General features: G+C 57.5%; 20 protein-coding genes. 7 read left to right on the top strand and 13 right to left on the bottom strand.

Annotated features, from left to right (window positions below; genetic code table 11):
• Nucleotides 1–85: 85 nt before the first annotated feature.
• The 3 genes from pdxY to AB5Y67_RS03095 form a co-directional block, all read right to left on the bottom strand.
• Nucleotides 86–949, bottom strand: a complete 864-nt coding sequence (pdxY, locus tag AB5Y67_RS03105) for a pyridoxal kinase PdxY (RefSeq protein ID WP_058056929.1) — start codon at nt 947–949, stop codon at nt 86–88.
• Nucleotides 950–1,123: 174 nt separating this feature from the next.
• Complete coding sequence (locus tag AB5Y67_RS03100) at nt 1,124–1,900, bottom strand: DUF429 domain-containing protein (protein WP_199427440.1); 777 nt, start codon at nt 1,898–1,900, stop codon at nt 1,124–1,126.
• A gap of 83 nt (nt 1,901–1,983) precedes the next feature.
• Entirely contained in the window at nt 1,984–2,547 is a 564-nt protein-coding gene (locus AB5Y67_RS03095) for a hypothetical protein (protein WP_005333596.1), read from the bottom strand.
• Between the two features lie 260 nt (nt 2,548–2,807).
• On the opposite strand from AB5Y67_RS03095, the gene ybcJ reads away from it, so the two are divergent.
• Entirely contained in the window at nt 2,808–3,041 is a 234-nt protein-coding gene (ybcJ, locus tag AB5Y67_RS03090; RefSeq protein WP_005361116.1) for a ribosome-associated protein YbcJ, read from the top strand.
• A 33-nt stretch (nt 3,042–3,074) separates the two neighbouring features.
• Here ybcJ and AB5Y67_RS03085 read toward each other — a convergent pair whose 3' ends face one another.
• The 4 genes from AB5Y67_RS03085 to AB5Y67_RS03070 form a co-directional block, all read right to left on the bottom strand.
• Complete coding sequence (locus AB5Y67_RS03085; protein ID WP_180342937.1) at nt 3,075–3,548, bottom strand: DUF4442 domain-containing protein; 474 nt, start codon at nt 3,546–3,548, stop codon at nt 3,075–3,077.
• Between the two features lie 167 nt (nt 3,549–3,715).
• Nucleotides 3,716–5,467, bottom strand: a complete 1,752-nt coding sequence (locus tag AB5Y67_RS03080) for an ABC transporter transmembrane domain-containing protein (protein ID WP_139746680.1) — start codon at nt 5,465–5,467, stop codon at nt 3,716–3,718.
• Nucleotides 5,464–7,200, bottom strand: coding sequence for an ABC transporter transmembrane domain-containing protein (locus AB5Y67_RS03075; RefSeq protein WP_199427439.1), 1,737 nt, complete (start codon nt 7,198–7,200; stop codon nt 5,464–5,466). Before AB5Y67_RS03075 ends, AB5Y67_RS03080 begins: the two co-directional genes overlap by 4 nt.
• Before the next feature lie 166 nt (nt 7,201–7,366).
• Nucleotides 7,367–10,171, bottom strand: coding sequence for a response regulator (locus AB5Y67_RS03070; protein ID WP_199416342.1), 2,805 nt, complete (start codon nt 10,169–10,171; stop codon nt 7,367–7,369).
• Nucleotides 10,172–10,358: 187 nt separating this feature from the next.
• Here AB5Y67_RS03070 and trxC point away from each other — a divergent pair, with 187 nt between their 5' ends.
• Entirely contained in the window at nt 10,359–10,793 is a 435-nt protein-coding gene (gene trxC, locus AB5Y67_RS03065; RefSeq protein ID WP_139429789.1) for a thioredoxin TrxC, read from the top strand.
• Between the two features lie 161 nt (nt 10,794–10,954).
• Nucleotides 10,955–12,337 carry a DASS family sodium-coupled anion symporter gene (locus tag AB5Y67_RS03060; protein ID WP_199427438.1) on the top strand — a complete coding sequence of 461 codons (1,383 nt, stop codon included), beginning with the start codon at nt 10,955–10,957 and terminating at the stop codon, nt 12,335–12,337.
• Between the two features lie 63 nt (nt 12,338–12,400).
• On the opposite strand, the gene AB5Y67_RS03055 is transcribed toward AB5Y67_RS03060, so the two are convergent.
• Both AB5Y67_RS03055 and AB5Y67_RS03050 read right to left on the bottom strand, forming a co-directional pair.
• Nucleotides 12,401–14,875: a glycogen/starch/alpha-glucan phosphorylase gene (locus AB5Y67_RS03055; RefSeq protein WP_005361122.1), complete on the bottom strand. Its 2,475-nt coding sequence runs from the start codon at nt 14,873–14,875 to the stop codon at nt 12,401–12,403.
• Nucleotides 14,876–15,250: 375 nt separating this feature from the next.
• Complete coding sequence (locus AB5Y67_RS03050; RefSeq protein ID WP_005333612.1) at nt 15,251–15,448, bottom strand: DUF4250 domain-containing protein; 198 nt, start codon at nt 15,446–15,448, stop codon at nt 15,251–15,253.
• Nucleotides 15,449–15,678: 230 nt separating this feature from the next.
• Between AB5Y67_RS03050 and AB5Y67_RS03045 the strand changes: the two genes are divergently transcribed.
• The 3 genes from AB5Y67_RS03045 (at nt 15,679) to AB5Y67_RS03035 (ending at nt 17,774) form a co-directional block, all read left to right on the top strand.
• The gene (locus tag AB5Y67_RS03045) at nt 15,679–16,164 is read left to right on the top strand and encodes a hypothetical protein (protein ID WP_064335890.1); all 486 of its coding nucleotides are present in this window, start codon (nt 15,679–15,681) and stop codon (nt 16,162–16,164) included.
• A 412-nt stretch (nt 16,165–16,576) separates the two neighbouring features.
• Nucleotides 16,577–17,011, top strand: a complete 435-nt coding sequence (locus tag AB5Y67_RS03040) for a YcgN family cysteine cluster protein (RefSeq protein WP_005352569.1) — start codon at nt 16,577–16,579, stop codon at nt 17,009–17,011.
• 127 nt (nt 17,012–17,138) lie between these two features.
• Nucleotides 17,139–17,774 carry a hypothetical protein gene (locus AB5Y67_RS03035; RefSeq protein WP_368207571.1) on the top strand — a complete coding sequence of 212 codons (636 nt, stop codon included), beginning with the start codon at nt 17,139–17,141 and terminating at the stop codon, nt 17,772–17,774.
• Between the two features lie 280 nt (nt 17,775–18,054).
• Here the strand turns inward: AB5Y67_RS03035 and pflB are convergent, their stop codons facing one another.
• From pflB to AB5Y67_RS03015, 4 genes are all read right to left on the bottom strand, one after another.
• Complete coding sequence (pflB, locus tag AB5Y67_RS03030; RefSeq protein ID WP_005352571.1) at nt 18,055–20,337, bottom strand: formate C-acetyltransferase; 2,283 nt, start codon at nt 20,335–20,337, stop codon at nt 18,055–18,057.
• Nucleotides 20,338–20,383: 46 nt separating this feature from the next.
• Nucleotides 20,384–21,232, bottom strand: coding sequence for a formate transporter FocA (gene focA, locus AB5Y67_RS03025; RefSeq protein ID WP_005333620.1), 849 nt, complete (start codon nt 21,230–21,232; stop codon nt 20,384–20,386).
• 381 nt (nt 21,233–21,613) lie between these two features.
• Nucleotides 21,614–23,374 (bottom strand): 30S ribosomal protein S12 methylthiotransferase accessory factor YcaO, encoded by a 1,761-nt coding sequence (gene ycaO / locus AB5Y67_RS03020; RefSeq protein ID WP_199427437.1) that lies wholly within the window; start codon nt 23,372–23,374, stop codon nt 21,614–21,616.
• Between the two features lie 193 nt (nt 23,375–23,567).
• Entirely contained in the window at nt 23,568–25,001 is a 1,434-nt protein-coding gene (locus AB5Y67_RS03015) for a glycoside hydrolase family 1 protein (protein ID WP_199427436.1), read from the bottom strand.
• A gap of 166 nt (nt 25,002–25,167) precedes the next feature.
• On the opposite strand from AB5Y67_RS03015, the gene AB5Y67_RS03010 reads away from it, so the two are divergent.
• A complete protein-coding gene (locus tag AB5Y67_RS03010; RefSeq protein WP_021231364.1) occupies nt 25,168–26,031 on the top strand; it encodes a LysR family transcriptional regulator in 864 nt (287 codons plus the stop codon).
• The last annotated feature ends 21 nt before the right edge of the window (nt 26,032–26,052 follow it).

The raw sequence follows: 26,052 nt of genomic DNA, 5'->3' as shown, positions 1-26,052 counted from the left end.
TAGGCAAACAGTAAAAAGGCTTGCCCATTGGCAAGCCTTTTTCATCTGCATCCCCTTGTCGGGATAGACGAGAGTCCGCGTTGACTCAGGGCAGTTTCACTGCTCGCACTTCAACCTCTGGCAGGGCGAAGGCATCTTGCGCGGCGATGAGTTGCAACTCGTAAGCCTGCTGGCGCCAGGTCTCCTGCAGCACCGCATCCACCGAGGCGTTGGTGCGCTCGAACGCGCTGACCGCATCGTGGCCGGCCAGCAAATTGGCCAGCATCAGGGCGCTGATAAGATCGCCAACCCCCACCGGCTGGCGGGCAAAGTCATAAAGCGGACGGGCAATCAGGTAATCCCCTTGCGGGGTCGCCAGCAGCATCTCGAAGCGGCTGGAGTCCTGCGCCGCACGACCGAGATGCTTGACCAGCACCAGCTTGACGCCGCGGGCCAGCAGCTGATGGGCAGCCGCACGGGTCTGATCCAGATCAGCCAGATGGGTATCGCAGAGGGTCTCCAGCTCCAGCAGGTTGGGGGCCATCATGTCGGCCACCGGCAGCGCCTGCTCGGTCAGGAAACGGGTGACGCCGGGAGCAACGATACACCCCTTCTCCGGGTGCCCCATCACAGGGTCGCAGAAGTAGATGGCATCGGGGTTAGCCGCCTTGACGGCGTTGACCACGGTCAGGATCTCGTCCCCCTGCTCGGCAGAGCCAAGGTAGCCGCTCAGCACGGCGTCACACTGGCTCAACACCTCGATATTGCCCAATCCTTTCACCAGCGCACTGATATGACCCGCCGGCATCGCCATCCCCTGCCACCCCTGGGCATATTGGGTGTGGTTGGAAAACTGCACCGTGTTGATGGGCCATACATCCATACCGAGGCGGCGCATGGGGAAGACGGCCGCGCTGTTGCCGGCACAACCAAAGACCACGTGGGACTGAATAGAGAGAACGGATTTCATCGGGAATACCACAGCAAAGGATCAGCAAGGTGGGCAATATATCGGATGAAGATAACGATGCGCCACCTTGGCGCGGGATGAACAGGCAATTTCCTGACTAAAGACAGGTTTTTTGCGCCATTTGGCCCGCATCGACAGGATGAGCGGCGCCATGATGCGCCGCGTCACCGTCCATCACATGCCGTTGTGCTCAACGCCATGACGGGCAAAGTGATAGACCCATCCCTCATCACACGGCATGTCACTGGGTGGCGAAATCAGCTCAGGCAATACCGTCACCTTGCCACCAGCGGCATATTGCAGCGCCATCAGGGCGCAGAGCGCCGCATCGTAGCGATCGGTGCCGACCAGCACGTCCGCAGGCAGCAAGGCCGCCAGCTCGGGCCGTGCCGGGGAGGCCTTGCCGCCCACTTTGGCCAATGCCGGATAGACCTCCAGCACGGCACGACTGGTCTTCGGGGCAACGGTCGGCACCAGTTGCAGATCCGAGAGCCGCGGCAGCATGGAGAGCGCCAGAGTGGCGTTGTTACCGAGCCGATCGAAGGTGGCCGACAGCGGCTTCTTGCCGTACTGCTGATACAGCCAGCGCTCGCAGTCGCGATAGGCGTAGGGGTTGTCTATCTCCCGCTCGGGAGCGGCGCAGCTATGTGGCTGACCGTTGAGCAGATCCCGCAAGGCGCGGGGAAAGGCGAGCGGCGCATCGATACCGAGTGCCAGTTGCGGGCAGGCTTCTACCTGCATCAGGGTCAGCTCGTTTTGCAGGGCCGGACGCAGCAGGGCGGCCAGATCCGGTGCCACCCGCGAGCTCAGGCGAAACAGCGGCGACACCCCGAGCCAGTGCAGGCGGTTGGATTCGGCCTGCCAGCCCACCACGGCCACCGCCTGGGCACTGCCCTGCCAGCCACGCACATCCCAGCCGATCCCGATTGCACTCATCTGCCCTGCCGTCATCAATTACCTCTGTTTGCCTGTCACAAGTTGCAAGAGGCACAGGGTAATCAGCAGAGGCCCTTAACGCAAAGCGAACCGCCCACTCAGAACGATTTCTGGAAGTTCACCAGCGGCAGAATGGGGAAAACGCCGTTGGCGGCATAGTTGGCCAGCCCGATCTGCAAGCCATCGAGGTGCTTGGTCGCATTGATAAAGCCAATCTGGAAAGTGGTACGCTCGGCATAGTTGACGAAGCCGACGTTGGCCAGCGCATTGCCCTTGGCGATATTGACCGCGCCCCAGTTAAGCCCCTGCACATTGTTGGTCAGGTTGACCAGCCCCAGATTGACGCCGGTATCTTGCCCTTCGTGCCAGTTGATGGCGTTGATGGCGACCCCGCCAAACTGGTGGCGAACCCGACCAGCACCGAGGAAAATCCCGAGCTGCAGGCCGCTGAACTGATCCACATCGGAGAGGGCGAAGATCGGCAGATCAATACCCTTCACCTGACCGGTCCGACCGTAGAGCAGCGAGGCGCGCGCCCCTTCCACCTGATGGGACGCGGGCAAATTGACCCCGGGCAGCGAGACCTGCACCGGAGTACTGGCCTGCGCGACACCGCACAGAGTAAGGGCGCTGCATGCCAGCAGCAGGCGGGAGAGTGTCATGGGAGGTTCCTTGGGCCATAGAGAGTGGCCCGATCCTAACAGTCAGGGGAAAGTGTGGGCACACCAGCAGGGACGAGGTGCGTCACAATACGTCACGGTTGGCCCTCTCACCTCTCCATCAGGACTTGCGAAAGCGCCACCTCAAGGACAATCGACCACTTTTTCGCAGCGAGTGGCCCCTCTTCCTTTCTTTGCCTGAGCGAACTGCCTAAAATAGTCGCCCTGCTGTATCCGGCATTCATCCATCTAGAGGATTTCCCATGGAGACGTTTCTGCTCGAAGGTCACCCCTTCGTTGCCTTGTGTGACCTTATCAAACATCAGGGGTGGGCCGATTGTGGCGGCGCCGCCAAAGCCCTCGTTGCCGAAGGGCTGGTCGAGGTGGACGGTCAGGTCGAGACCCGCAAGCGCTGCAAGATCGTGGCCGAACAGGTGGTCAACTTCAACGGCATGAAGGTCGTGGTGAAAGAGGGCGTCAGCCCGGAGATTGGCTAACCCCGTCTCGGGGAGCCACTCTCCGGCAACCCGCTAGCTGGCCTTGACCGACAGGGTCAGCACAAAACGCGCCATCGCCTCATCCCCGTTCAATGACGGACAGGTGGCTACCACCCGGATGGGGCGATTGATGCGCTGACCGCTTGCCAACGATTCGTCGATCATGGCGTCAATCTCCTCCCCCGCTGCGCAGTCGAACTGCACATCCCCCTCCGGTCGTTTCAAAAACTCCCCCTGCACATCCTTGAAGGCGAAGTGCACCTTCTTGCGCCGCTGCCGCCCCTTCTCCATCACCAGTAGACCACCCACCAGATCGGCGCCGGTCGCCAGCGCGCCAAAATACATGCTGCCCAGGTGGTTGCGGGTACGCCAGCCAAGGGGAATGCGAATGCGCAGCGCCTTGGCGTTCATCTCTTCGATGATCGGGGCACAAAACCCGATGACGGGAATATAGCGCCAGGCAAACAGCCGAAGTGCCAGATTGGCTTTGAAGCGTTGCAAATCCATATGCGAACTGATCCGATGAGTTAATGTAAACAACATGTTGCCTGCATCTGCGCCATTCGACAAGCACAGGGATCACGCTTACGACCTTTTGCCCAACCCAAAAAAACAGAGGGAACCGCACCGGTTCCCTCTTTTCGCTCATGTCGCTGTTACAGCAAATGTGCCGATCAGGCGCGCTTCTCTTCGAGCCAAGCCCCCTGACTCTGCATCTCGAACAGCTGGGCATAGTGACCGCCGAGGGCCATCAACTCACCATGGGTACCCCGCTCGCTCACCTGACCGCGGGAGAGCAGCAGGATCTCGTCCGCATCGACGATGGTCGAGAGGCGGTGGGCGATGGCGATGGTGGTGCGGCCACGACGGGCAGCAGAGATCGCCTGCGACAGCGCCAACTCGGTCTGGGAGTCCACACTCGCCGTCGCTTCATCCAGAATGAGGATACGCGGATCTCCCACCAGCGCGCGGGCAAAGGAGAGCAGTTGCCGCTGACCGGCGGAGAGGTTCTTGCCCCCCTCCTCCATCAAGGTGTTGATCCCCTGTGGCAAGCTGTGCACAAACTCGGCCAGCTGCACCTCGCTCAGCGCCTGCCAGAGCCGCGCGTCATCTATGCCGGCGCGGCCGAGACGCAGGTTCTCCGCCAGGGTGCCGACAAAGATAAAAGGATCCTGCTGCACCAGCCCGATGCTGCGGCGCACCGCCGCCAGCGACAGGGTATCCAGTGCGTGATCATCGAAGCGGATCTGCCCCTGATCCAGCGGATAGAAGCCCATCAGCAGGCTGATAATGGTGGACTTGCCGCTGCCGGTATGGCCCACCAGCGCCAGCATCTGGCCCGGTTTTGCGGCAAAACTGACCTCCCGCAGCACCTGCTGCTCACCATCGTAGGAGAAACTCACCCGCTCGAAACTGACCCGCCCTTCCAGCGGGCGCAGCTCGCCCTCGGTGCTCTCGCGGGTTTCATCGAGCAGGGCAAAGACCCGCTCCCCCGCCACCATCGCCTGCTGCAGCTGGTTGAGCTGGTTGGTCATCTCGATGAGCGGCTCGATCATCCGCCCCAGATAGCTGATAAAGGCGTAGAGCACCCCTACCTGAATAGCACCCGCGTGGCTCCCCCCCTCATGGGCAAACAGCGCCAACAGGCCGATCAGCACCATCATGTAGAAGAGATCGATGAGCGGACGCAGCAAAATGCCGTTGATCTTGAGGCTCTTGATCCGTGCCGACCAGTGTTGCTGGTTCACCTCGGCAAAGGCGTTGGCAAAGTGGCGCTCCTGCACCATCGCCTGGATCACCGGCATCCCCTGCAGCGACTCGTTGAGGCGGCTGTTGATGTCGGAGAGCAGACTGCGGGTCGCTCGCACCACCGGCACGCTCAGTTTCTGGTAGAGCCACATCACCCCGCCCACAGCGGGCAGCAACAGGGAGCAGACCAGCATCAGCCGCAGATCCAGCAGCGCCATCGAGATGAGGATGCCGCACAAGAGCACCACCTTTTGCACCAGCAAGCCGATCACCTGCACATAGAGGTTCATGATCGCCTCGGTGTCGTTGGTGATGCGGGAAATCAGCGAGCCGGATCGATGCTTGTCAAAGTAGCGGGCTGGCAACCGGATGGCGGTAGCAAACACCTGCTCGCGCAAGGTTTGCACCACCGCCTGGGCGATACGGTTAAAGCGCAGGGATTGCAAATAGAAGCCCGCCGCCGACAGCACCTGCAAACCCAGATAGCCCGCTGCAATCAGGGCTATGGTGGGCAGCACGATATTGCGAGGCGCCAGATAGTCATCGATAAAGAGCTTGATCAGCAGCGGCCCGGCCACTTCGGCGCCGGTGGCAAGCAGCAAACAGATCCCCGCCTGAATAAGCCAGCGAGGATACTGGGCGCAGTAGGCGAGCAGTCGTTTAATAGTCGGATTCACAGGCTCCCCTCCACCGCTTCTTCGAGACGCTGGTAACGCACCATATCTGCATACCAGCCATTGTGCGCCATCAGGGTACCGTGATGACCCCGCTCGCTAACGGCCCCCTGCTCCAGCACCAGGATCTCGTCGGCCTGCTCCACCGCCGTCATGCGATGGCTGACCAGGATCAGGGTGCGACGATGGGCTTTGAGGGCATGCAGAATTTGCTGCTCGGTGTGGGCATCCACCGCCGAGAGCGCATCATCGAGCACCAGAATGGGCGCATCCAGCAGCAGGGCGCGGGCAATGGCCAGCCGCTGTTTCTGGCCGCCGGAGAGGGTCACCCCTTTCTCCCCCACCTCGGTCTCATAGCCCTTGGGGAAACGCACGATATCATCGTGGACACAGGCAATGCGCGCCACCCGTTCGACCTCCTCGCGGCTCGCATCGGGTTTGCCCAGGGCGATATTGGCGGCGATAGTGGTGGAAAACAGGAATGGCTCCTGCGGCACATAGGCAAACTGGCTGCGCAGTGTGGCGAGCGGCAGCTGGTCAATCGGAACGCCACCCATGACAATCGAACCGTGAGTCGGATTGGCAAGGCGCATCAACAGCTTGAGCAGGGAGCTCTTGCCTGCCCCGGTGCGCCCCACCACCCCGAGCATCCCCCCTTGCTTGAGGGTAACGTCGATATCCGCAAGCAGGGTGCGCTGCTCGAGTTGATAGCTCACCCCTTTGATCTGCAAAGGAAAGGCAGAGGTAAACGCGGCCGGCTGGGCGGGCTCTTCGATATCGCTGCGCTCTCCCAGCAGGCTCTCGATGCGGGAGTAGGCGGCGCTGCCCCGCTCGATGATGTTGAACAGCCAGGCGATGGCAAACATCGGCCAGATCAGCTGCCCAAGGTACATGGTGAAACTGGTGAGCTCACCCAGGGTCAACTCATCGCGCAGCACCAGCACACTGCCCCCCGCCACCGCGAGGAAGTAGGAGCAACCGATACAGAGATAGATGACCGGATCGAACTTGGCATCGATGCGGGCCACCGCCATATTGCGCTCCCCCGCCTGTTTGGTCAGCTCGGCAAAGCCTTCATCTTCCAGCGATTCAACCGCATAGGATTTCAACACCCGCACGCCGGAAAGGGCCTCCTGGGTCTTGTTGTTGAGCTTGGAGAAGGCCCCTTGCGCCGCCTTGAACTGGGTGTAGATCTGGGTGCCGAAGCGGTTCATGAAATAGGCCATCACCGGCAGCGGCAACAAGGAGACCAGCGTCAACTGCCAGGAGTACTGGCTGCACATGATAGAGAGCACCAATACCCCGACCATGATGGAGTCCACCAGAGTCAGCACCCCTTCGCCAGCGGTCATCTCCACCGCCTGAATGTCATTGGTGGCATGGGCCATCAAATCGCCAGTACGGTGGCGCTGATAAAAATCGGGGCTCATCCGGGTGAAATGGCTGAACAGGCGATTGCGCAACACATAGGCCAGACGGTAAGAGGCACCAAACAGCATCACCCGCCAGACGTAGCGCAGCAGATAAATCAGCACACCCAGACCAAACAGCCCCGCCAGATAGCGCATCAGGGTGCCATTGTCGAGACCACCCTTGGTGATGCCATCCACCACCCAGCCCACCACTTTGGGCGGAATCACTGTCAACAGGGCCACCATCAGCAGCAGGGAGATGGCGGCCAGATAACGGGGCCACTGCTCCTTGAAAAACCAGCTCAATCGTAAAAATACGCTCACACCACCAACCTTTAGCGCTCTCTGCCCGTGACCGCTCCAATGAGCGGCCATCAGAGAAGCCACGCAGAAATAGAAGAATGAAAACAATCGCCTCCGGCTGGAGGCGATTCGAACGAAAGCTCATCATATCCCGAACCGGGATGGTTGAGAATAATTACTATTTAATTCACTGTGACATGCGATCATCCCCTGATGAATAGGGATTATACGAATTTTCATGCTGCTCACCGGTCAACAGGAAGTGTGACACCTCTTCCCGGGTCTGGCTAAAGACCTGTTGCAATTGCTCCAGATCCGTCTCGCTTAGCACCTCGTTTTGCCGCAGGCGCCACTCCAGCTCGCCAGCCACCAATTGCAGACGGGCCGCCGAGATATTGGCCGACACCCCCTTGAGGGTGTGCAGCAGCTTGCTGGCCACCTCGGGCTGCTGACGGCGCAGGGCGGAGCGGATCTCCCACAGATCGTCTTTGTGTTCCGACATGAACAGCTTGAACAGGATCTGCAACGCCTCCTTGTCCTGCTCCAGCCGCTTGAGGGCATCCTGCAGATCGAGGATCCCGATCATATCCGGCGGTTTCACCTCCATGATCCCCGCCTGCTCCACCCCTTGCGGCTTTACCCACTGCAGCAGGTTGTTGTAGAGATCCAGCTTGCTCACCGGCTTGGTGACATAGCCATTCATCCCCACCCCCAGGCAACGCTCCTTGTCACCGGGCATGGCACTGGCGGTGAGGGCAATGATGGGCACATCGTGTTTGTCGACCATCTTGCGGATCTGACGGGTGGCATCGAGTCCGTCCAGCACCGGCATCTGCAAATCCATCAGGATCACGTCAAAAGGCTGCTCGGCGACCCGCTCCACCGCCTCCCGACCATTGCTGACCACACACACCACCGCATCGACGCGCCGCAGATACTCGATGATGAGCTGCTGATTGACCCGGTTGTCTTCCGCCAACAGCACTCGGGTACCCTGCAACAGGGATTTGAAGTGTTGCTGATCCCCCTGTGCCTCGGCCTTGCGCAGGTTGAGCTCGTAGGAGCTGCCGTTGAGCAGTTCGTCCACCTTGGCCAGCAGGGCATTTTCAGTCATCGGTTTGGGCAGAAAATGGGTCAGCCCCATGCTGTCCATCCGGGCGTGCAGCCCCTCTCTGGCCCATGCACTGATCATCAGGATGGGGATCCGCCGCCACTGGCTGTGCTGATACATCTCCAGCGCCAGATCGAGCCCATCCTCCTGACCCATGCGCCAGTCGAGGATCGCCAACCGCAGATTCGGTCCCTCTTCACGGAGCAGCTGACGGGCACGGGAAAGGGAGTTAACCGGCAGCACTCGCACTCCCGCCCGAGTCAGAATGTCCCGGGCCAGATCCAGCACCAGTTCGTTGTCATCCATCACCATCACCAGCGGCTGGTTTTCGAAGAAGACTTTCCGTCCAGCGACGCCGTAGACCGCCTGCGCCATCGGAATATCGAACTTGAACAGAGAGCCGACGCCAGGCTTGCTCTCTACGGTGATCCGCCCCCCCATCAGCTCCACCAGCCGCTGGGAGATGTTGAGCCCAAGACCCGAGCCGCCATATTTTCGGGTATTACCCGCCTCCAGCTGGGTAAACGCCTGAAACAGTTGGGTCTGTTTCTCTTCGGCAATGCCGATGCCGGTATCGCGCACACTGAAGCGGATCCGCATTGGGTGAGGATTGGCCAGCTCGATGCAGACTTCGACTTCACCGCGTTCGGTAAACTTGATGGCGTTGTTCACCAGATTGACCAGCACTTGCCCCAATCGCAGGGGATCTCCACGCAAGAAGACCGGTACCTCCGGTGACTTGCGAATAACCACCTCCACGTGCTTGCGCTCCGCCAGATCGGCAAACATGCCCGCCAGCGAATCGAGCTGCTCGCTGAGATCGAAGTCGATCTCCTCCAACGTCAGCTTGCCTGACTCCACCTTGGTCAAATCTAGGATGTCGTTGATCAGCAGCAGCAGGGTATCGGATGAAGATTTGATCTTGCCCAGATAGTCCCGCTGTTGCTGATCCAGTTCGGTCTGCAGTGCCAGCGAGCTAAAACCTATGATGGCATTCATGGGGGTGCGGATCTCGTGGCTCATGTTGGCCAGAAAATCGCTTTTGGCCTGGGCCAGCAAGCCGGTCTGGCGCGACAACTCGCTCAGCTTCTGGTTGCGGCGCCACAGGGTGAAGGCCACCAGCGCAAAACAGATCAAAGCCCCGCACAGCACCATCAGATAGAAGCGGTTCATCAAAGAGGAAGCGCGCTCCAGCTTGTCGAGTTTCCAGCGCACCAGACTCTCGATGACATGCATGTCGATGAGCTGGTAACGCAAGGTGTGATAGGCAATCACCTGCTGGCTCATCTCCTTGCTCAGGCGGATCAGGGTAGCGATCTCCGGCAAGTTGCCATAACGGGATTGCAACTGCTGTTGCAGCTGGTCCAGCGTAGTCTGTTCACGTTTGTCCCAACTGCGCTGCAGATAGTTGCTCAGTTGCGCCAGCTCCTCCAGGTCGCGATGAAGCGCACTGTCTGACGGGCTTATCCCCCGCACCTTTTTAATCTGGGCCTGCAGGGGCGCATTGAGGTACTCGATAGCCATCTCAATGGCATGAAGCCTGGCCAGCGCCATCAGATAGGTGTCCATGTCCTCAAGCAGTGTCTGGGAGAGATCGTCTTGCACCAGCTCGGGATCGCTTCTGACTTCCCGTACAAAACCGTCAAGGGTGATGGATAACTGGTTCAGGCGCTGCTGGACATTGCTGTCATTGGCCTGCTCCCGCCCAAGCAGATAGACGGTATCGGCGTTGATCCGGTTCAGCACCACCTCGGCCGCGTCGTTCAGGTCGTGGGCCTGTTGCTGCTGACTGAGCGACTGCCAGCAGTAGCCCGAAAAGGCGAGCAGCAAGGCAACGATCAGCCCTGGCACAGCACGGTTTTTCCGTGATCCTTTATTCATCCCGTCTCGACTCTCATCTGGTGGTCGCTGAATTATCCGGTTAGGCAATGAACCCTGGGGGAATTATCCACTCCCCCTGGGCACTGTGTTACCGTTATTGCTCTGATATTTCGCTATTGTTTCGCGATTGCTTCATTCTGGCTTCTCATCATATCCCCGGCCAGAGCTGATTTAGAAGGAACCAATTATGTCATTTATCACTACTTATTGTAGCCACTGCTTTACCAGGAACCGCCTGCCCGGTACCCATATCGATACATCTGCCAAATGCGGGCGCTGCAAAGCCCTCCTGTTCAGCCAGACCCCTTGCCTCGGGAAGGCGGATAACTTCGATACCCTGATCAACTCAGATATCCCGGTCGTGGTCGATTTCTGGGCCAGCTGGTGCGGCCCATGCCAGCAGTTTGCTCCGGTATTTCATGAGGTTGCCCATGAACTCGAACCACGGATGCGCTTTGTCAAAGTCGATACCGAGCAACAGAGCACCATTGCCGCCCGTTACGCCATTCGCAGCATCCCCACCCTGATGGTCTTCAAACAGGGCAAACTGGTGAACCAGATAAATGGCTCCTTGCCCAAGAACATGTTCAAGCAATGGCTGGAACAGTTCATGGATGTTTGATTTATATTTCGCACATGTTTTATTTATGTGTTCATTTCCTCATTTTTATCAATGAGTATGTGAGTAGAGGCTGATTTTCAACATGTGAGTCTGTTTCAAACAAGTGAATGGATGTAATCTCGGCAACACAAAAACAACCATAAATTAACCGAGAGAACATTATGCACACATCAGCTGTACCCTCTGCTCCATCTCGCTGGCTGGACATCAAATCAGGGATCGTCATCCTGGATGTTTTGCTACTTTGTGCCATGCTCGCCTGGCTCCCGTTTGACCCCATGGTCAACAAGGGGCTGGGCATTCTGGTCTTTATCGCCATCCTCTGGCTGACCGAAGCACTGCACGTCACCATCACCGCGCTGCTGGTACCCCTGCTGGCTACCGTGCTCGGGGTGTTTGACATGAGCAAATCCCTCACCGATTTTGCCAACCCGATCCTGTTCCTCTTTTTTGGCGGTTTCGCCCTCGCGGCAGCCCTCTCAAAACAGGGACTGGATACCCTGATGGCAGGCAAGGTGATGCACCTGGCCAATGGTCATCTAGGTTGGGGCGTCATCCTGCTCTTTACCATCACAGCCGCCATGTCGATGTGGATCAGCAACACCGCTACCACCGCCATGATGCTGCCACTGGCGATCGGTATGCTGGCACGCCTCGATAGCAAAAAAGAGCGCGCCACCTTCGTCTTCGTATTGCTGGGGATCGCCTACAGCGCCAGTATCGGCGGCATCGGTACCCTGGTGGGTAGCCCGCCCAACGCCATCGCAGCCGCCCAGATGGGGATTGGCTTCACTGACTGGATGAAATTCGGTGTTCCAGTAGTGCTGATCCTGATGCCCTGCGGCATTGCCCTGCTCTATCTGGTAACCCGCCCGAGTCTCAGCCACCGCGTCGAGATCCAGGATGTCACCATCAACTGGACCCGCGAGCGTAAAGTGACGCTGGCAATCTTCCTGACCACCGTTGTGCTCTGGATCGGCTCACAACCCATCTCCAACGCCTTTGGCGGTATTCCGCAACTCGACACCCTGATTGCCATGGGCGCCATCGTGGCCATCGTGGTCAGCCGTGTCGCCAGCTGGGATGACGTCAACCAGAACACCGACTGGGGCGTGCTGATGCTGTTTGGCGGCGGTCTGACCCTGAGCGCCATTCTCAAGGCCACTGGTACCAGCGCATTCTTGGCCAGCCATCTGTCGGCCGTACTCTCCAACGCCAACATTTTTGTCGTGTTGCTTATGCTGGCCGCCTTCGTGGTGTTCCTGACCGAGCTGGTCTCCAACACCGCCACCGCCGCACTGTTGGTTCCCCTGTTTGCCGGTGTCGCCGAGGCGCTGGGTGTATCACCTGTGGTGATGTCGGTGTTGATCGCTATCGGTGCCTCCTGTGCCTTTATGCTGCCGGTCGCCACGCCGCCCAATGCCATCGTCTTTGCCAGTGGCCACATCCGCCAGAGGGAGATGATGAAAGCCGGTATGGCTCTGAACGTGGTCTTTACCGTGTTGCTCGCCCTGCTGGCCTACTTTGTTGGCGATATCCTCTGATCCAGCTCCCCCCAATAAACAAAAACCCCCGCATTGCGGGGGTTTTCTCATTTATGAATCCGATTAGCCGATGTTGCAGGCCTTCAGATCCCAGATCCGATCCACATAGTCCTGAATGGAGCGGTCGGAGTTGAACTTGCCCATGGTAGCCGAGTTGATGATGGCCTTCTTCGCCCACAGTGCCGGATCCCGATACCAGGTATCGATCAGCTTGTGTGCATCCGAGTAGGACTGGAAGTCCGCCAGGGTCAGGTAAGGGTCTCCCCCTTCCAGCAAGGAGCGCTTGATGGAGGCCAGCTCACCCGGACGACCAGGCGTGAAGTAGTCGGTATCAAACCAGTCCAGCACGGCTTTGAGCTCGGAGTTGGCATAGTAGAAGTCGTACGGGTTGTAACCGCGCGCCTTCAGCGACTTCACTTCGTCCACGTTCAGACCGAAGATGGCACAGTTTTCGGCACCCGCCTCTTCGGCGATCTCGATGTTGGCCCCATCCAGCGTCCCGATGGTGATTGCACCGTTGAGTGCCATCTTCATGTTGCCGGTACCGGATGCTTCGTAACCTGCAGTGGAGATCTGCTCGGAGACATCTGCCGCCGGGATCAGCTTCTCGGCCAGACTCACGCGGTAGTTCGGCATGAACACCACTTTCAGCTTGCCCTGGATACGAGCATCGTTATTGACCCGATCCGCCAGCTTGTTGATGGCATAGATGATGTCTTTGGCCAGCTTGTAACCGGGCGCCGCTTTGGAGCCGAAGATAAACACACGCGGATGCATGTCATAGTCCGGGTTGGCCAGCAGACGACGATAGAGCGCCATGATGTGAATGAGGTTCAGCTGCTGGCGCTTGTACTCGTGCAGACGCTTGATCTGAACGTCAAAGATCGCCTCGGCACTGACATCGATACCTGTTTCGTCTTTGATGACCTTGACCAGCTTCTCTTTGTTGTGACGCTTGATGGTCATGAACTGCTGCTGGAACGCCTTGTCATCGGCAAACTTCACCACGCCACGCAGTTTGTCCAGTTGCAGCGGCCACTCCTTGCCCACTACTTCGTTGTAGAGGCCAGCCAGTTCAGGGTTGCACGCCAGCAGCCAGCGACGCGGGGTCACCCCGTTGGTCACGTTGCACATTTTTTCCGGCCACAGCTCGGCATACTCGGGGAAGAGATCTTCCTTCACCAGCTTGGAGTGGATCTCGGCCACACCGTTCACTTTGGACGAACCGATCACGCACAGGTTGCCCATGCGAACCTTGCGTACATCACCCTCTTCGATGATGGAGAGCTTGGCCTTGATGGCATCGTTGCCCGGCCACTTGGGCTCCACCAACTCGTTCAGGAAGCGGGCGTTGATCTCGTAAATCACCTCCAGATGGCGAGGCAGTACTTTCTCGAACAGGCTGACCGACCACTTCTCCAGCGCTTCCGGCAGCAGAGTGTGGTTAGTATAAGAGAAGACCTGATAGCAGATAGCCCAAGCGGCATCCCAGTTCAGATCTTCCTCGTCAACCAGCACCCGCATCAGTTCCGGGATGGCGACAGTCGGGTGAGTATCGTTGAGCTGAATGGCAATTTGCGCGGCAAAGTTGCTGAAGTCACTGCCATGGACCCGCTTGTAGCGGCGCATGATGTCCTTGATGGAGCAAGCACAGAAGAAGTACTGCTGGATCAGACGCAGCTCTTTACCTGCATCGGTCTCATCGTTCGGATACAGCACCTTGGAGATGGTCTCGGCCTGGGCTTTTTCAGCCTGGGAGTCGATGTAACCACCGGCGTTGAACACGTCCCAGTCGAAAAACTCGGAGGCGCGGGATTCCCACAAACGCAGGATGTTGACGGTGTGACCGCCAAAACCGACCACCGGAATATCCCAAGGCACCCCTTTAATCTTGCGACCGGCGTGCCATACCTTCTTCAGGCCGCCATTGTCACCAAACACGGTCTCGACGTAGCCATAGAGCGGCACTTCTTGCACCGACTCGGGGCGGCAGATCTCCCAGGGGTTGCCATATTCACGCCAGGAGTCCGGACGCTCGATCTGGCGGCCATCCTGGATTTCCTGACGGAACAGACCGTGTTCGTAGTGGATACCGTAACCAACCGCCGGATAGTTCAGAGTGGCCAGCGAGTCGATAAAGCAGGCAGCCAGACGACCCAGGCCGCCGTTGCCAAGTGCCATGTCCGGCTCTTGTTCGCACAGGTCGGTCAGTTCCAGACCGAGTTCGCCCAGCGCCTCTTCGCAAGTCTTGTAGAGGGAGAGGTTGTGCAGGTTGTTGGAAGTCAATCGTCCCATCAGGAATTCAGCAGAGAGATAGTGAATCGCACGAGTATCTTTCTTGAAATGAGTCTGCTGAGTGCGGGTCAGGCGCTCGTACACCTGTTCATTGACGGCCGCCGCAGTGGCTTTCCACCACGCTTCGGGAGAGGCTTTCTGTTCGCTTGTTCCCAAGGTAGAACGCAGGTGACGCACGATACTCGCCTTGAGCTGATCTTTATCCAGTTGGAGATCCTGGTCTGTCTTCTTCTTGGTAGCCATAAACCATATTCCTTCGTTACAAATAAAATTGTTATCCCGCTTGCGGGACCGGCGCTGTTGTTATCTCAAAATATGTACCGGCGTGAGAATACTAACTAAAGCGGCAGAATTAAAAGTTAACGCAAGTCACACTTTAACCGATAAAAACAGCCTGAAAAGCTTGAAAACCCTTTCCTTTAATTGATCGCATAAAAACAAACATTCCCTTTATTATCATAAACTTAATGAAACAATAAAAATATTCTGGCATGAATAGGTTTTCAGAGATTGCCAAGCCTTGAAAATCCCTGAAAATAGGCAGCAAGACGGCACATTGAAACCGGTTTCAATGTGCCTGAAAAATTACCGTATAAATATGAAGCAATCATTGCACCCTTAAAGATGTGCTTTGAACTGATTGCTCAATGGATCGTAATGGTACCCAATCTGATCCAGACGTCCTGCCAACTGCTCTTCACTCATATCGTAATAGGCCAGCAACTCCTCCAACCCGTCACACTCAAGCCTTAGCTTCTCATTGATGATGCCCAGCAAGATGTTGGCATCAAGACGTTGCAAGGTACTGATGTCCATGGCGGCACCTCCTGTAAATGACCTGTATAACCATGGGCGGTTACGCAAGGTTTGTCCATAGTACGAAAAACACCCAACTAGCTTTATATTAAATAGTGTTTAAAAACATAACCTTACTAACGACACATGCCAACACCATCACATTTTTCAGCAAAAATACCTTGTCACTGCCACAGGATAGAACTACTGTATGCACATACAGCTTGGATATTCATACAGGAACCCCATATATGAACCAGCCCCTGCACTCACTGCCCTTTGCGATGAATCGTGTCATGAGCAAGCCCTGGCCAACCAGAACCGCCTGCAAAGCGGAGTTGGCTCATTATGGTGTGACTATCCAGTCTGATGATCAGTTTCTGAGCGAGCTGACAAAGCTTGGGGAGGCTCATACCGGCTGGATCTTGTTGATCGCCCCGCCGGGACGCCCCACAGTCAGCCGTCTGGAAGAGCGAGGTATCGATCCCAAGAGAGTGCTGGTGGTACATAGCCCCAAAATCAAGAACTGGCAGCAAACCCTGGAGCGCAGTCTGGGCAATGGTCACTGCGCCGCCGTATTTACCTGGCTACCCGAGCAGATCGAGCTGGATCACGTCAAGCTGCAGCGACTGGGACAGCAATCTGGCGTACTCACCCGCTTCTTTGGCGCGAAACGGACTAACCTCGGCACACCTCTGCTGGCCTATTCAGAGCAAGATATCTATCTCAATCATTAAGACAAAAAACGAACGCCTACGCAGGCTCTCCCGCGGGTCGCAGTGACAGAAGGGCGCAAACAATATGTGACCAGCGGCTTTATTTGAAAGACAAGCTTGCAACAGCCTGACGGTAGGCATTGGAGATCATTTGACCCTGCTTGCTGCAAGCAGACAAACATCAAAAGATGTAACGGATAAAGAAGCAGAAAATAAAACCTGAACTGGACAATCATGCAGCCCAAGTATTCAAACCTGCGGGACTTCCTGCCCACCAGCGAACCCGTTTGAGCAATATGATGAGGCTGAAAGTCATTGCATTCATTTGAGCTGATCACGACAATTTGCCCACCGGAGTGACCCTCTCCTTGAAATACCGGGTAACAAGGGGTATAACCACGCGTTTTATCAGGTGTAATAAGTGAGCGGTATGATGCAAGCCCCCTTTTGGCAGACCAAGAGTCTGCAGCAGATGACTGAATCCGAATGGGAATCCCTCTGCGATGGTTGCGGGAAATGCTGCCTCAACAAGCTGATCGATGAAGATACCGACGAACTGGTTTTCACCAATGTCGCCTGCAATTTGCTTAACACCAAGACCTGTCAGTGCTCTGATTACGCCAATCGTTTCAAAAAAGAGCCTGACTGTCTGCAGATCACCCATGACAAGATCGCCGAATATGACTGGCTCCCCTCAACCTGCGCATATCGCCTGCTGTCTGAAGGTGACGCTCTTCCAGAGTGGCATCCTCTGCTGACCGGCAGTCGTTCCGCGATGCATCAGGCTGGTCAATCCGTCCGTGGCAAAGTCATTCACGAGGATCAGGCGGGTGAATGGATCGATCACATCATCACCTGGGCCAGCTGACACGCTCAACCCGCTATTCTCCAGAGGCAAGGGCTGCACAATGTGCAGCCCTTGTTGTTTCTGCAAGCAGGGTTTGTAGCTTCACACATATCTGGCTGGCTAAACCAGCCCCCCTCCCAGCTGCGCATTGAGAGAGATAGAGATAGAGGCAGAGGCAGAGGCAGAGGCAGAGGCAGAGGCAGAGGCAGAGGCAGAGGCAGAGGCAGAGGCAGAGGCAGAGGCAGAGGCAGAGGCAGAGGCAGAGGCAGAGGCAGAGGCAGAGGCAGAGGCAGAGGCAGAGGCAGAGGCAGAGGCAGAGGCAGAGGCAGAGGCAGAGGCAGAGGCAGAGGCAGAGGCAGAGGCAGAGGCAGAGGCAGAGGCAGAGGCAGAGGCAGAGGCAGAGGCAGAGGCAGAGGCAGAGGCAGAGGCAGAGGCAGAGGCAGAGGCAGAGGCAGAGGCAGAGGCAGAGGCAGAGGCAGAGGCAGAGGCAGAGGCAGAGGCAGAGGCAGAGGCAGAGGCAGAGGCAGAGGCAGAGGCAGAGGCAGAGGCAGAGGCAGAGGCAGAGGCAGAGGCAGAGGCAGAGGCAGAGGCAGAGGCAGAGGCAGAGGCAGAGGCAGAGGCAGAGGCAGAGGCAGAGGCAGAGGCAGAGGCAGAGGCAGAGGCAGAGGCAGAGGCAGAGGCAGAGGCAGAGGCAGAGGCAGAGGCAGAGGCAGAGAATGATTCCATAGTCACAGGCTTATGGGTATTGCTTGATACCCGCGATGGCGCCTCTGTTCACCCCTAAAACCTGATCAGCTGTTCCACGAGCCATAGCAACACTGATGCAATGGCAGGCAAAGCAACCGCCTATCCCCTTAGAGCGCGAATAAAGCATAATCGCATTACAGACGGGGCCTAGGTCAATCTTGGTGAGCCCCTCCCCTTAATCCTCTTCGAATACCCAGTAACAACTGTTGTGGTTGCGATGGAACTGGAGGCGATTCACAGGGGATGATTACTCCCCCTGAATCGCACGCATAAAAAAACCGGCGCCTTGGCGCCGGTTTTTGCTCACTATGTCTCGATTACAGAGAAGCAGTGAAGGTACGGGTGATGACGTCTTGCTGTTGCTCTTTGGTCAAAGAGTTGAAGCGAACGGCATAACCGGATACGCGGATGGTCAACTGCGGATATTTCTCCGGATTTTCCATGGCGTCCAGCAGCATTTCACGGTTCATCACGTTAACGTTCAGGTGCTGACCACCCTCTACGTTGGATTCGTGGTGGAAGTAACCGTCCATCAGGCCAGCCAAGTTGGCTTTCTGGGCTTCCATATCTTTACCCAGTGCGTTCGGAACGATGGAGAAGGTATAGGAGATACCATCTTTAGCGTAAGCGAACGGCAGCTTGGCTACGGAAGTCAGGGAAGCAACAGCACCTTTCTGGTCACGACCGTGCATCGGGTTTGCACCCGGGCCGAACGGAGCACCGGCACGACGGCCATCCGGGGTGTTACCGGTCTTCTTGCCATATACCACGTTGGAGGTGATGGTCAGAACAGACTGGGTAGCAACAGCACCACGGTAGGTGTTCAGCTTCTGAATCTTCTTCATGAAGCGCTCAACCAGGTCACAGGCGATATCATCGACGCGAGCGTCGTTGTTACCGAACTGCGGGTATTCGCCTTCGATTTCGAAGTCGATGGCAACGCCATCTTCGTCACGAATCGGCTTGACCTTGGCGTACTTGATGGCAGACAGAGAGTCAGCGGCTACGGACAGACCAGCGATACCACACGCCATGGTGCGATATACGTCACGGTCGTGCAGCGCCATCAGAGAGGCTTCGTAGCTGTACTTGTCGTGCATGTAGTGGATGATGTTCAGCGCAGCAACGTATTGCTTGGCCAGCCAATCCATGAAGTGGTCCAGACGATCCATTACGTCGTTGTAGTCGAGGTACTCGGACTTGACCATCTCGGTTTTCGGACCGACCTGGATCTTGAGCTTCTCGTCCATACCACCGTTGATTGCATACAGCATGGTCTTGGCCAGGTTGGCACGAGCACCGAAGAACTGCATCTGCTTACCAACGATCATCGGGGATACACAGCAAGCGATGGCGTAGTCATCGTTGTTGAAATCCGGACGCATCAGATCGTCGTTCTCGTACTGAACGGAAGAGGTCTCGATGGATACCTTGGCACAGTACTTTTTGAAACCGACCGGCAGCTTCTCGGACCACAGGATGGTCAGGTTCGGCTCAGGGGACGGGCCCATGGTGTACAGGGTGTTCAGCATACGGAAGCTGTTCTTGGTGACCAGAGTACGGCCATCAACGCCCATACCAGCCAGGGTCTCGGTCGCCCACATCGGGTCGCCGGAGAACAGTGAATCGTATTCCGGAGTACGCAGGAAGCGAACCATACGCAGCTTCATGACCATGTGGTCCATCAGCTCCTGGGCTTCTTGCTCGGTGATCAGGCCTTTTTGCAGGTCACGCTCGATGTAGATATCCAGGAAGCTGGAGGTACGACCGAAGGACATGGCTGCACCGTTCTGGGACTTGACTGCCGCCAGGTAGGCGAAGTAGGTCCACTGTACGGCTTCTTTAGCGTTCTTGGCCGGTACGGAGATATCGCAACCGTACTTGGCAGCCATCACCTTCATCTGTGCCAGGGCACGGTGCTGCTCGGAGATCTCTTCGCGCAGACGGATGGTGGCTTCCAGGTTGACGCCGTTTTCCAGGTCAGCTTGCAGGGACTTGAACTGGGCCAGTTTGTCGGCCATCAGGAAGTCAACACCGTACAGAGCAACACGACGGTAGTCACCGATGATACGGCCACGGCCGTAGGCATCCGGCAGACCGGTGATAACACCAGACTTGCGGCAGTTCAGGATGTCTTTGGTGTAAACGTCAAACACGCCCTGGTTGTGAGTCTTGCGGTATTCGGTGAAGATCTTCTCGACCATCGGGTCCAGTTGACGACCGTACACTTCGCAAGAAGTTTTAACCATCTTGATACCGCCGTTGGCGATGATGGCGCGCTTCAGCGGCTTGTCAGTCTGCAGACCAACGATCTGCTCCAGGCTCTGATCGATATAACCGGCATCGTGTGCGGTAATGGTGGAGGGCAGGTCAGTATCAAAATCAACCGGCGCATGAGTGCGGTTCTCGATTTTGATCCCTTCCATGACCTTGTCCCACAGCTTGGTGGTCGCTTCGGTCGCGCCAGCCAGGAAGGACTCGTCACCTTCATACGGGGTGTAGTTCTTCTGGATGAAGTCACGGGTGTTGACAGAGGTCTGCCATTCACCGGCCGCGAAGCCTTCCCATGCTTTTTGGAACTGTTCGTTAAGTTCTGCCATTTTTCATTACCTCACACGGTATTGATGTAGTATCCCGCAATCATCCTTAATGATGACGACGGAAGATAAACCAGTAAGTCAGACCAACCATCACGCCACCACCGATGATATTGCCGATGGTCACGGGGATGAGGTTGTGTAGGACGAAGTTGGATACGGTCAGGTCAGCAAAGGTTGCCGGATCCTGGCCGATGGCCTGCCAAAATTCCGGACTAGCCACGCTGTGGATAGCGATACCAACCGGAATCATAAACATGTTTGCGATGCTGTGCTCGAAACCTGAGGCAACGAACATGGCAACCGGCAGCAGCATAACCACTACCTTGTCAGTCGCGCTGCGGGCACCAAAGGCCATCCAGGCAGCAAGACATACCATCAGGTTACAGAGGATACCCAGCGCCACCGCTTCGAAGAAGGTGTGGTGAATTTTGTGTTGGGCCACTTTGAGGGCGTTAAGGCCCCACTGACCGTCTGCTGCCGTGTACTCTGCAGAAACGATGATCAGCGCCACCATCAACAGACCACCAATCAGGTTGCCGAAGTAGACCAGCCCCCAGTTCTTGAGCAGCTGAGCCCAACTGATGCGATTGGCAGCCTTGGCCACCAGCGTCAGGGTGGTGGAGGTGAACAGCTCGGCACCGAGCAGCACACAGAGAATAAGCCCGAGAGAGAAGCAGAGACCGCCCACCAACTTGGCCATACCCCAAGGCATGGAGCCGGTTCCGGTCGTCACTGTGATGTAGAAGATAAATGCGATGGCGATGAAAGCGCCTGCGGTAATGGCCAGTGGAATGACCTTGTATGCCGGCTTGGTAGCCTTGGCATAGGTGATGTCTTCAGCCAGTGCAGCGATGGCTTCGGGCTTGAGACAATCGAATGGAGATTCAGCTTTCAATTATTTTCTACCTGAATGTTTTGCCTGTTGAAATCATAACAAAGGGCCAAATAGCCAAAATTGACATTGATCAAGTTTATCAGAGTGCGAATGTAATTTTACTACAAATATTTTAGTGCGATGGCTACGCCACTTTACACCAGGTATCAGCTGAAACAGAAATATCACATTTTTAATGCAATGATTTTAAAGAATTTATTCTAGAGCATGGAAATGTGGCATTGGCAAGATATCTTTGCAGATCGACAGCACATCCCCCGCCCTGCCATCAACCCCCTTAGGGGTATTTTTTGTTTTTTATTTCATCTTTGAATAACAATCGCATGCCTTGCCGCACGATAAACAGAAGGGGCCACACGGCCCCTTCCTTTACAGCAACGATCACGCCCAGTGATGGGCTCGCTTGGCCTTCTGCAGCTTCTCGTAGGCCGCCAGCAGCTTCTGGTGCAGCGGGAACTGGGAGAGAGACAGATCGGCCGCCTCCAGCCCGTGGAAGCGTGCTTCGCCAGTGGCGTTGGCCCATGCCTGTGCCAGCGTCTCTTCACCATACATGCGAGTGAAGACGGCGCGATACTGCTCCGGATCCCGCTCCTCGTCGAGGAACAACTCGACGCAGGCACGCAGGGCGCGGTAGTAGCTGGCACGCTCGGCAGTGAACACCGACTGGTTGAACTCCATGGTCCAGTCGATGAGATCCAGTGCGGTCTCCAGCTCACCGGCGGCCAGCGCCAGCATGGCTTTCAGCTCGCCAACGCGCAGGGTGTGCAGCGCGGTACCCTTGGCAGCGGCGATGCCCAGCAGCTCGCGTACACGGGTACGCTCGTCGTGCCCCTCTTCATCCAGTTGATCAAACAACGCCATGTACTGCTCGGCATCCCAATCAAGTGATGGCAGTGCCAGGATCACTTCGCGCAGGTTGGCGCCCATGTTGTTGTTGGCCAGCAGCAGATCTTCGGCCGGATAGATGTCGGACATGCCCGGCACCAGAATGCGGCAGGCGTAGACACCCAGATGCTCGTAGTCGGCGATATAGACCGGCTGCTCCAGCTCGTGGAAGATGCCGATCAGGTGATCGAACTCCTCCTGTGAGGTGCCACGGAAGTCCCAATCGGCAAACTCGAAGTCCGCATCCTGCTTGAACAGATCCCAGCTGATGAGACCAGAAGAGTCGATGAAGTGGGTCTCGAGGTTGTGGTGATCCGCCACCTGCTCGTTGTCGAATGACGGCGGCACAAACACGTCGAGATCCTTGAGACCACGGCCCTGCAGCAGCTCGGTGACGGTACGCTCGAAGGCCACTTCGAAGCGCGGGTGGGCGCCGAAGGAGGCAAAGCAGGTGCCATTGCTCGGGTTGAGCAGCACCACGCAGATGACCGGATAACGGCCACCCAGGGAAGCATCGAAGCTGTAAATGGGGAAGCCTTCCGCTTCGAGCGCCGCGATGGAGGCGGCAATCCCCGGATAACGGGCAATCACCTCGTCCGGGATCAGCGGCAAGCTGATGGCCTCGGCGATGATCTTGTTCTTCACGTGGCGCTCGAACACCTCGGAGAGCGCTTGAGTGCGCGCTTCGGTCTTGGTGTTACCGGCGCTCATGCCGTTGGAGACATAGAGGTTGCCGATGATGTTCATCGGGATGTAGACGGTCTCGTGATCGGACTGGCGCTCGAACGGCAGCGCGACGATACCGCGCTCTTCGTTGTTTGACTGCAGATCCACCAGCATGTCGGCGGTCACTTCACCGTCCGGGTTGTAGAACTTGCGGGTGAAGCTGTCGAGCAGACCGGCCGGGAACTGGTCACACTCGATGGGGAACCACTTTTCGTTCGGGTAGTGAACGAAATCACCGTTGGCGACCTGCTCGCCCAGATAGAAGTCAGCGAAGAAGTAGTTGGTGGAGAGACGCTCGAAATATTCGCCAAGGGCGGAAGCGAGGGCCGCCTTCTTGCTGGCACCCTTGCCGTTGGTAAAGCAGAGGGAGCACTCTTTGTCCCGAATATGCACCGACCAGACGTTCGGCACAGGGTTGAGCCAGGAGGCCTCTTCGATATCAAACCCTAAGGCTTGCAGCTTGGTCTGGAAGCGTTCGATGGAGTCTTCCAGCGCCGCGTCCTTGCCGGGAATAAAAGTGTGGTCAGTCATCACGATATCCTGATTTTTATTGGCTCATGTTCGGCCGCAGATAATAGCAGGGGTCGGCGGCTTTGGCAGGACAAAAATCAGCAAACAGGGATGAGTCGCACGTTGAGAAACCGGCTTATCCCCGCTCCCCCGCCACAAACAGCGCGGGCCCGGGGATTGCCCGGGCCCGCTGGTTACGCGACGCGATAAACCGTCAGAGCTGCTTACCCTGGCTCGCAATCACCTGGCTGTACCAGTGGAAGCTCGCTTTCTTGATCCGGCGAAGGGAGCCCCCCTGCTCGTCACGATCCACATAGACGAAGCCGTAGCGCTTCTGGTAGCCGTTGAGCCAGCTCAGGATGTCGGTGAACGACCAGGCGCAGTAGCCGAGCAATTCCACTCCATCCTGCATCGCCTCCTGGCAGGCCTTGACGTGGCTGCGCAGGTAATCGATGCGATACTCATCGTTCACCTTGTCGCCCGCCTCCAGCTTGTCGAACTCGCCAAGACCGTTCTCGGTGATCATCAGCGGCAGACCATAGCGGGAAGAGAGGCGACGCAGCGCGATGCGCATCCCGGTCGGATCGATGGCCCAGTCCCAGTTACTGGTCTCAAGGTGCGGGTTGGGCGCCGTCTTGTAGAGGCCGGGGATGCCGCTGGACGGCGTAGTCCCCTTCTTGCCGGTGGTGTTGATCCGCTGCAGGGTCTGACCGCCCAAGGGGTTATCTGTGTAGGTCAGGGTGTAGTAGTAGTTGACGCCGATGTAGTCGGGCGTCCCCTCGCGCAGCAACTCCATATCGCCCGGCAGGATCTCCGGCGCCTCGCCGTTTTCTCGCAAGTAAGCGAGCGCCGCCTGCGGATAGCGGCCAAAGCAGTAAGCATCCAGCCACCAGAGGTTGTTGAACTCCTCGGCGTTCTCATAGGCCAGCATATCTTTCGGGTCGCACGACGCCGGATAGGCTGGGGAGTAGGCAAAGCTCGGGCCGATGAGGCCATTTGGCACATGCTGGCGAAACGCCTTGATCACCCGGGCGTTGGCCAGAAACGCGATGTGGTTGGCGGCAAAGAAGCGCTTGCGATCCTGCACAGCGGGCGGATGGGTGCCGAGCTGATAGGCGTTGGTCAGGTTGTAGTTCTGCTCGTTAAGCGACACCCAGTACTTCACCTTGCCGGCAAAACGCTGATAGAGGGTCACGCAGTAGCGCTCGAAATCCTCGATAATGCGTCGGTCTTCCCAGCCGCCGTACTCATCTTGCAGCGCCTGCGGCAGATCCCAGTGATAAAGGGTCAGCACCGGTTCGATTTTGTGGGCCAAGAGGGTGTCGATCAGCTTCTCGTAGAAGGCCAGCCCCGCCTCGTTCACCTCCCCCCGACCGGTGGGATAAATGCGCGGCCAGCTCACCGAGAAACGGTAAGCCTTGAGCCCCATCTCGGCCATCAGCGCCACGTCCTCTTCCATGCGGTGGTAGTGATCCACCGCCACATCGCCGTTGCTCCCCTCAAAGGTCTTGCCCGGCAGCTTGGTGAAGAGATCCCACACCGAGGGCCCCTTGCCATCGGCATTCCAGCCCCCCTCCACCTGATAGGCAGCGGAGGCGGCGCCCCACAGAAAATCGCTCGGGAAGTCGTTGAACTTGTGGTGATGCATCTGGTGTTGCTCCTTCTGCGCTGATGGTGTCAGCCATCTCTGATAACTCGGCGCCCCCTGTCGGGGCGCCCGAAATGAATTGGCATAAGCATCCATCACTTCTAAAATTCCGTCCAATGACAAATTTGACCACTCAACATTCCCAACAGGAATGAAAGGAGCCCTGATGGAGCTACGGGATCTGAAAGCCTTCGTCACCCTGGGGGAGGTGCTGCACTTCGGCCAGGCGGCGGTACGCCAGCACGTTACCCAGTCGGCCCTGAGCAAACAGATCAGGCGGCTGGAGGAGGAACTGGGCGGCGAGCTGTTCGAGCGCAACGCCAGTACCACTCGCCTCACCGGACTGGGCAGGGCGCTGTATGAGGATGCCCGCGCTGTAGTCATCCAGAGCGAGCAACTCTCGCGCACCGCCCGCGACGTGCTGGCGGGCAATGTCGGCACCCTGCGCATCGGCTTTGGCGTGGCCACTAAAATCCTGGTGCCCGCCGCCATCGCCCGTTTTCGCGCCGAGCGGCCGCAGGTGACCATCGAGCTCAACGATCTCTCCACCCACCACCAGTTGCTGGCGCTGAGTGAAGGCAAGCTGGATCTCGGTTTTTGCCGCCTGCCCGCCCCCAAGGGGTGGCACGCCCTGCCGGTGGTCGAAGCCCACTTTGTCGCCGTACTGCCCGCCAGCTACCGCGATGTGAGGGAGTTGGCGGATCTGGTGGACAAGCCGCTGGCAATTCTGCGTCGGGACAAGGCCCCGTCCTTTTACGATCACCTGATGAACTATCTGGCCCAGAGCGGGCTGCGTTTTCGCGATATCCAGTACGTCAACGACTTCGCCGCCGGTGTTGCCACCGCGGCGGCAGAGATCGCCTGGACCCTGGTTCCCTCCTCCACCACCATAGAGCACCCGGATGTGCTCACCCTCCCCTTGAGAGACGGGGAAGCCTGCTGGACCATTGGCCTTATCCGTCCGCCCCACAGCAAGGGGCCCTTGATCGATGCCTTCTGGGCAACCATCGCCGATATGACGCCAAGATAGACACGCCCTTGGCAAACAGCA

It is taken from the genome of Aeromonas sp. s12, from assembly GCF_040907925.1.
Taxonomy (GTDB): Bacteria; Pseudomonadota; Gammaproteobacteria; order Enterobacterales; family Aeromonadaceae; genus Aeromonas; species Aeromonas veronii.
The sequence above is the reverse complement of the archived record's forward strand: the minus strand, read 5'-3'. Positions and strand labels throughout refer to the sequence as shown.

Excerpts from the sequence above, each read along its gene's own strand:
- pdxY (WP_058056929.1), bottom strand. The coding sequence starts at position 949 with ATGAAATCCGTTCTCTCTATTCAGTCCCACGTGGTCTTTGGTTGTGCC.
- AB5Y67_RS03100 (WP_199427440.1), bottom strand. The coding sequence starts at position 1,900 with ATGACGGCAGGGCAGATGAGTGCAATCGGGATCGGCTGGGATGTGCGT.
- AB5Y67_RS03095 (WP_005333596.1), bottom strand. The coding sequence starts at position 2,547 with ATGACACTCTCCCGCCTGCTGCTGGCATGCAGCGCCCTTACTCTGTGC.
- ybcJ (WP_005361116.1), top strand. The coding sequence starts at position 2,808 with ATGGAGACGTTTCTGCTCGAAGGTCACCCCTTCGTTGCCTTGTGTGAC.
- AB5Y67_RS03085 (WP_180342937.1), bottom strand. The coding sequence starts at position 3,548 with ATGGATTTGCAACGCTTCAAAGCCAATCTGGCACTTCGGCTGTTTGCC.
- AB5Y67_RS03070 (WP_199416342.1), bottom strand. The coding sequence starts at position 10,171 with ATGAATAAAGGATCACGGAAAAACCGTGCTGTGCCAGGGCTGATCGTT.
- trxC (WP_139429789.1), top strand. The coding sequence starts at position 10,359 with ATGTCATTTATCACTACTTATTGTAGCCACTGCTTTACCAGGAACCGC.
- AB5Y67_RS03060 (WP_199427438.1), top strand. The coding sequence starts at position 10,955 with ATGCACACATCAGCTGTACCCTCTGCTCCATCTCGCTGGCTGGACATC.
- AB5Y67_RS03055 (WP_005361122.1), bottom strand. The coding sequence starts at position 14,875 with ATGGCTACCAAGAAGAAGACAGACCAGGATCTCCAACTGGATAAAGAT.
- AB5Y67_RS03050 (WP_005333612.1), bottom strand. The coding sequence starts at position 15,448 with ATGGACATCAGTACCTTGCAACGTCTTGATGCCAACATCTTGCTGGGC.
- AB5Y67_RS03045 (WP_064335890.1), top strand. The coding sequence starts at position 15,679 with ATGAACCAGCCCCTGCACTCACTGCCCTTTGCGATGAATCGTGTCATG.
- AB5Y67_RS03040 (WP_005352569.1), top strand. The coding sequence starts at position 16,577 with ATGCAAGCCCCCTTTTGGCAGACCAAGAGTCTGCAGCAGATGACTGAA.
- pflB (WP_005352571.1), bottom strand. The coding sequence starts at position 20,337 with ATGGCAGAACTTAACGAACAGTTCCAAAAAGCATGGGAAGGCTTCGCG.
- ycaO (WP_199427437.1), bottom strand. The coding sequence starts at position 23,374 with ATGACTGACCACACTTTTATTCCCGGCAAGGACGCGGCGCTGGAAGAC.
- AB5Y67_RS03015 (WP_199427436.1), bottom strand. The coding sequence starts at position 25,001 with ATGCATCACCACAAGTTCAACGACTTCCCGAGCGATTTTCTGTGGGGC.
- AB5Y67_RS03010 (WP_021231364.1), top strand. The coding sequence starts at position 25,168 with ATGGAGCTACGGGATCTGAAAGCCTTCGTCACCCTGGGGGAGGTGCTG.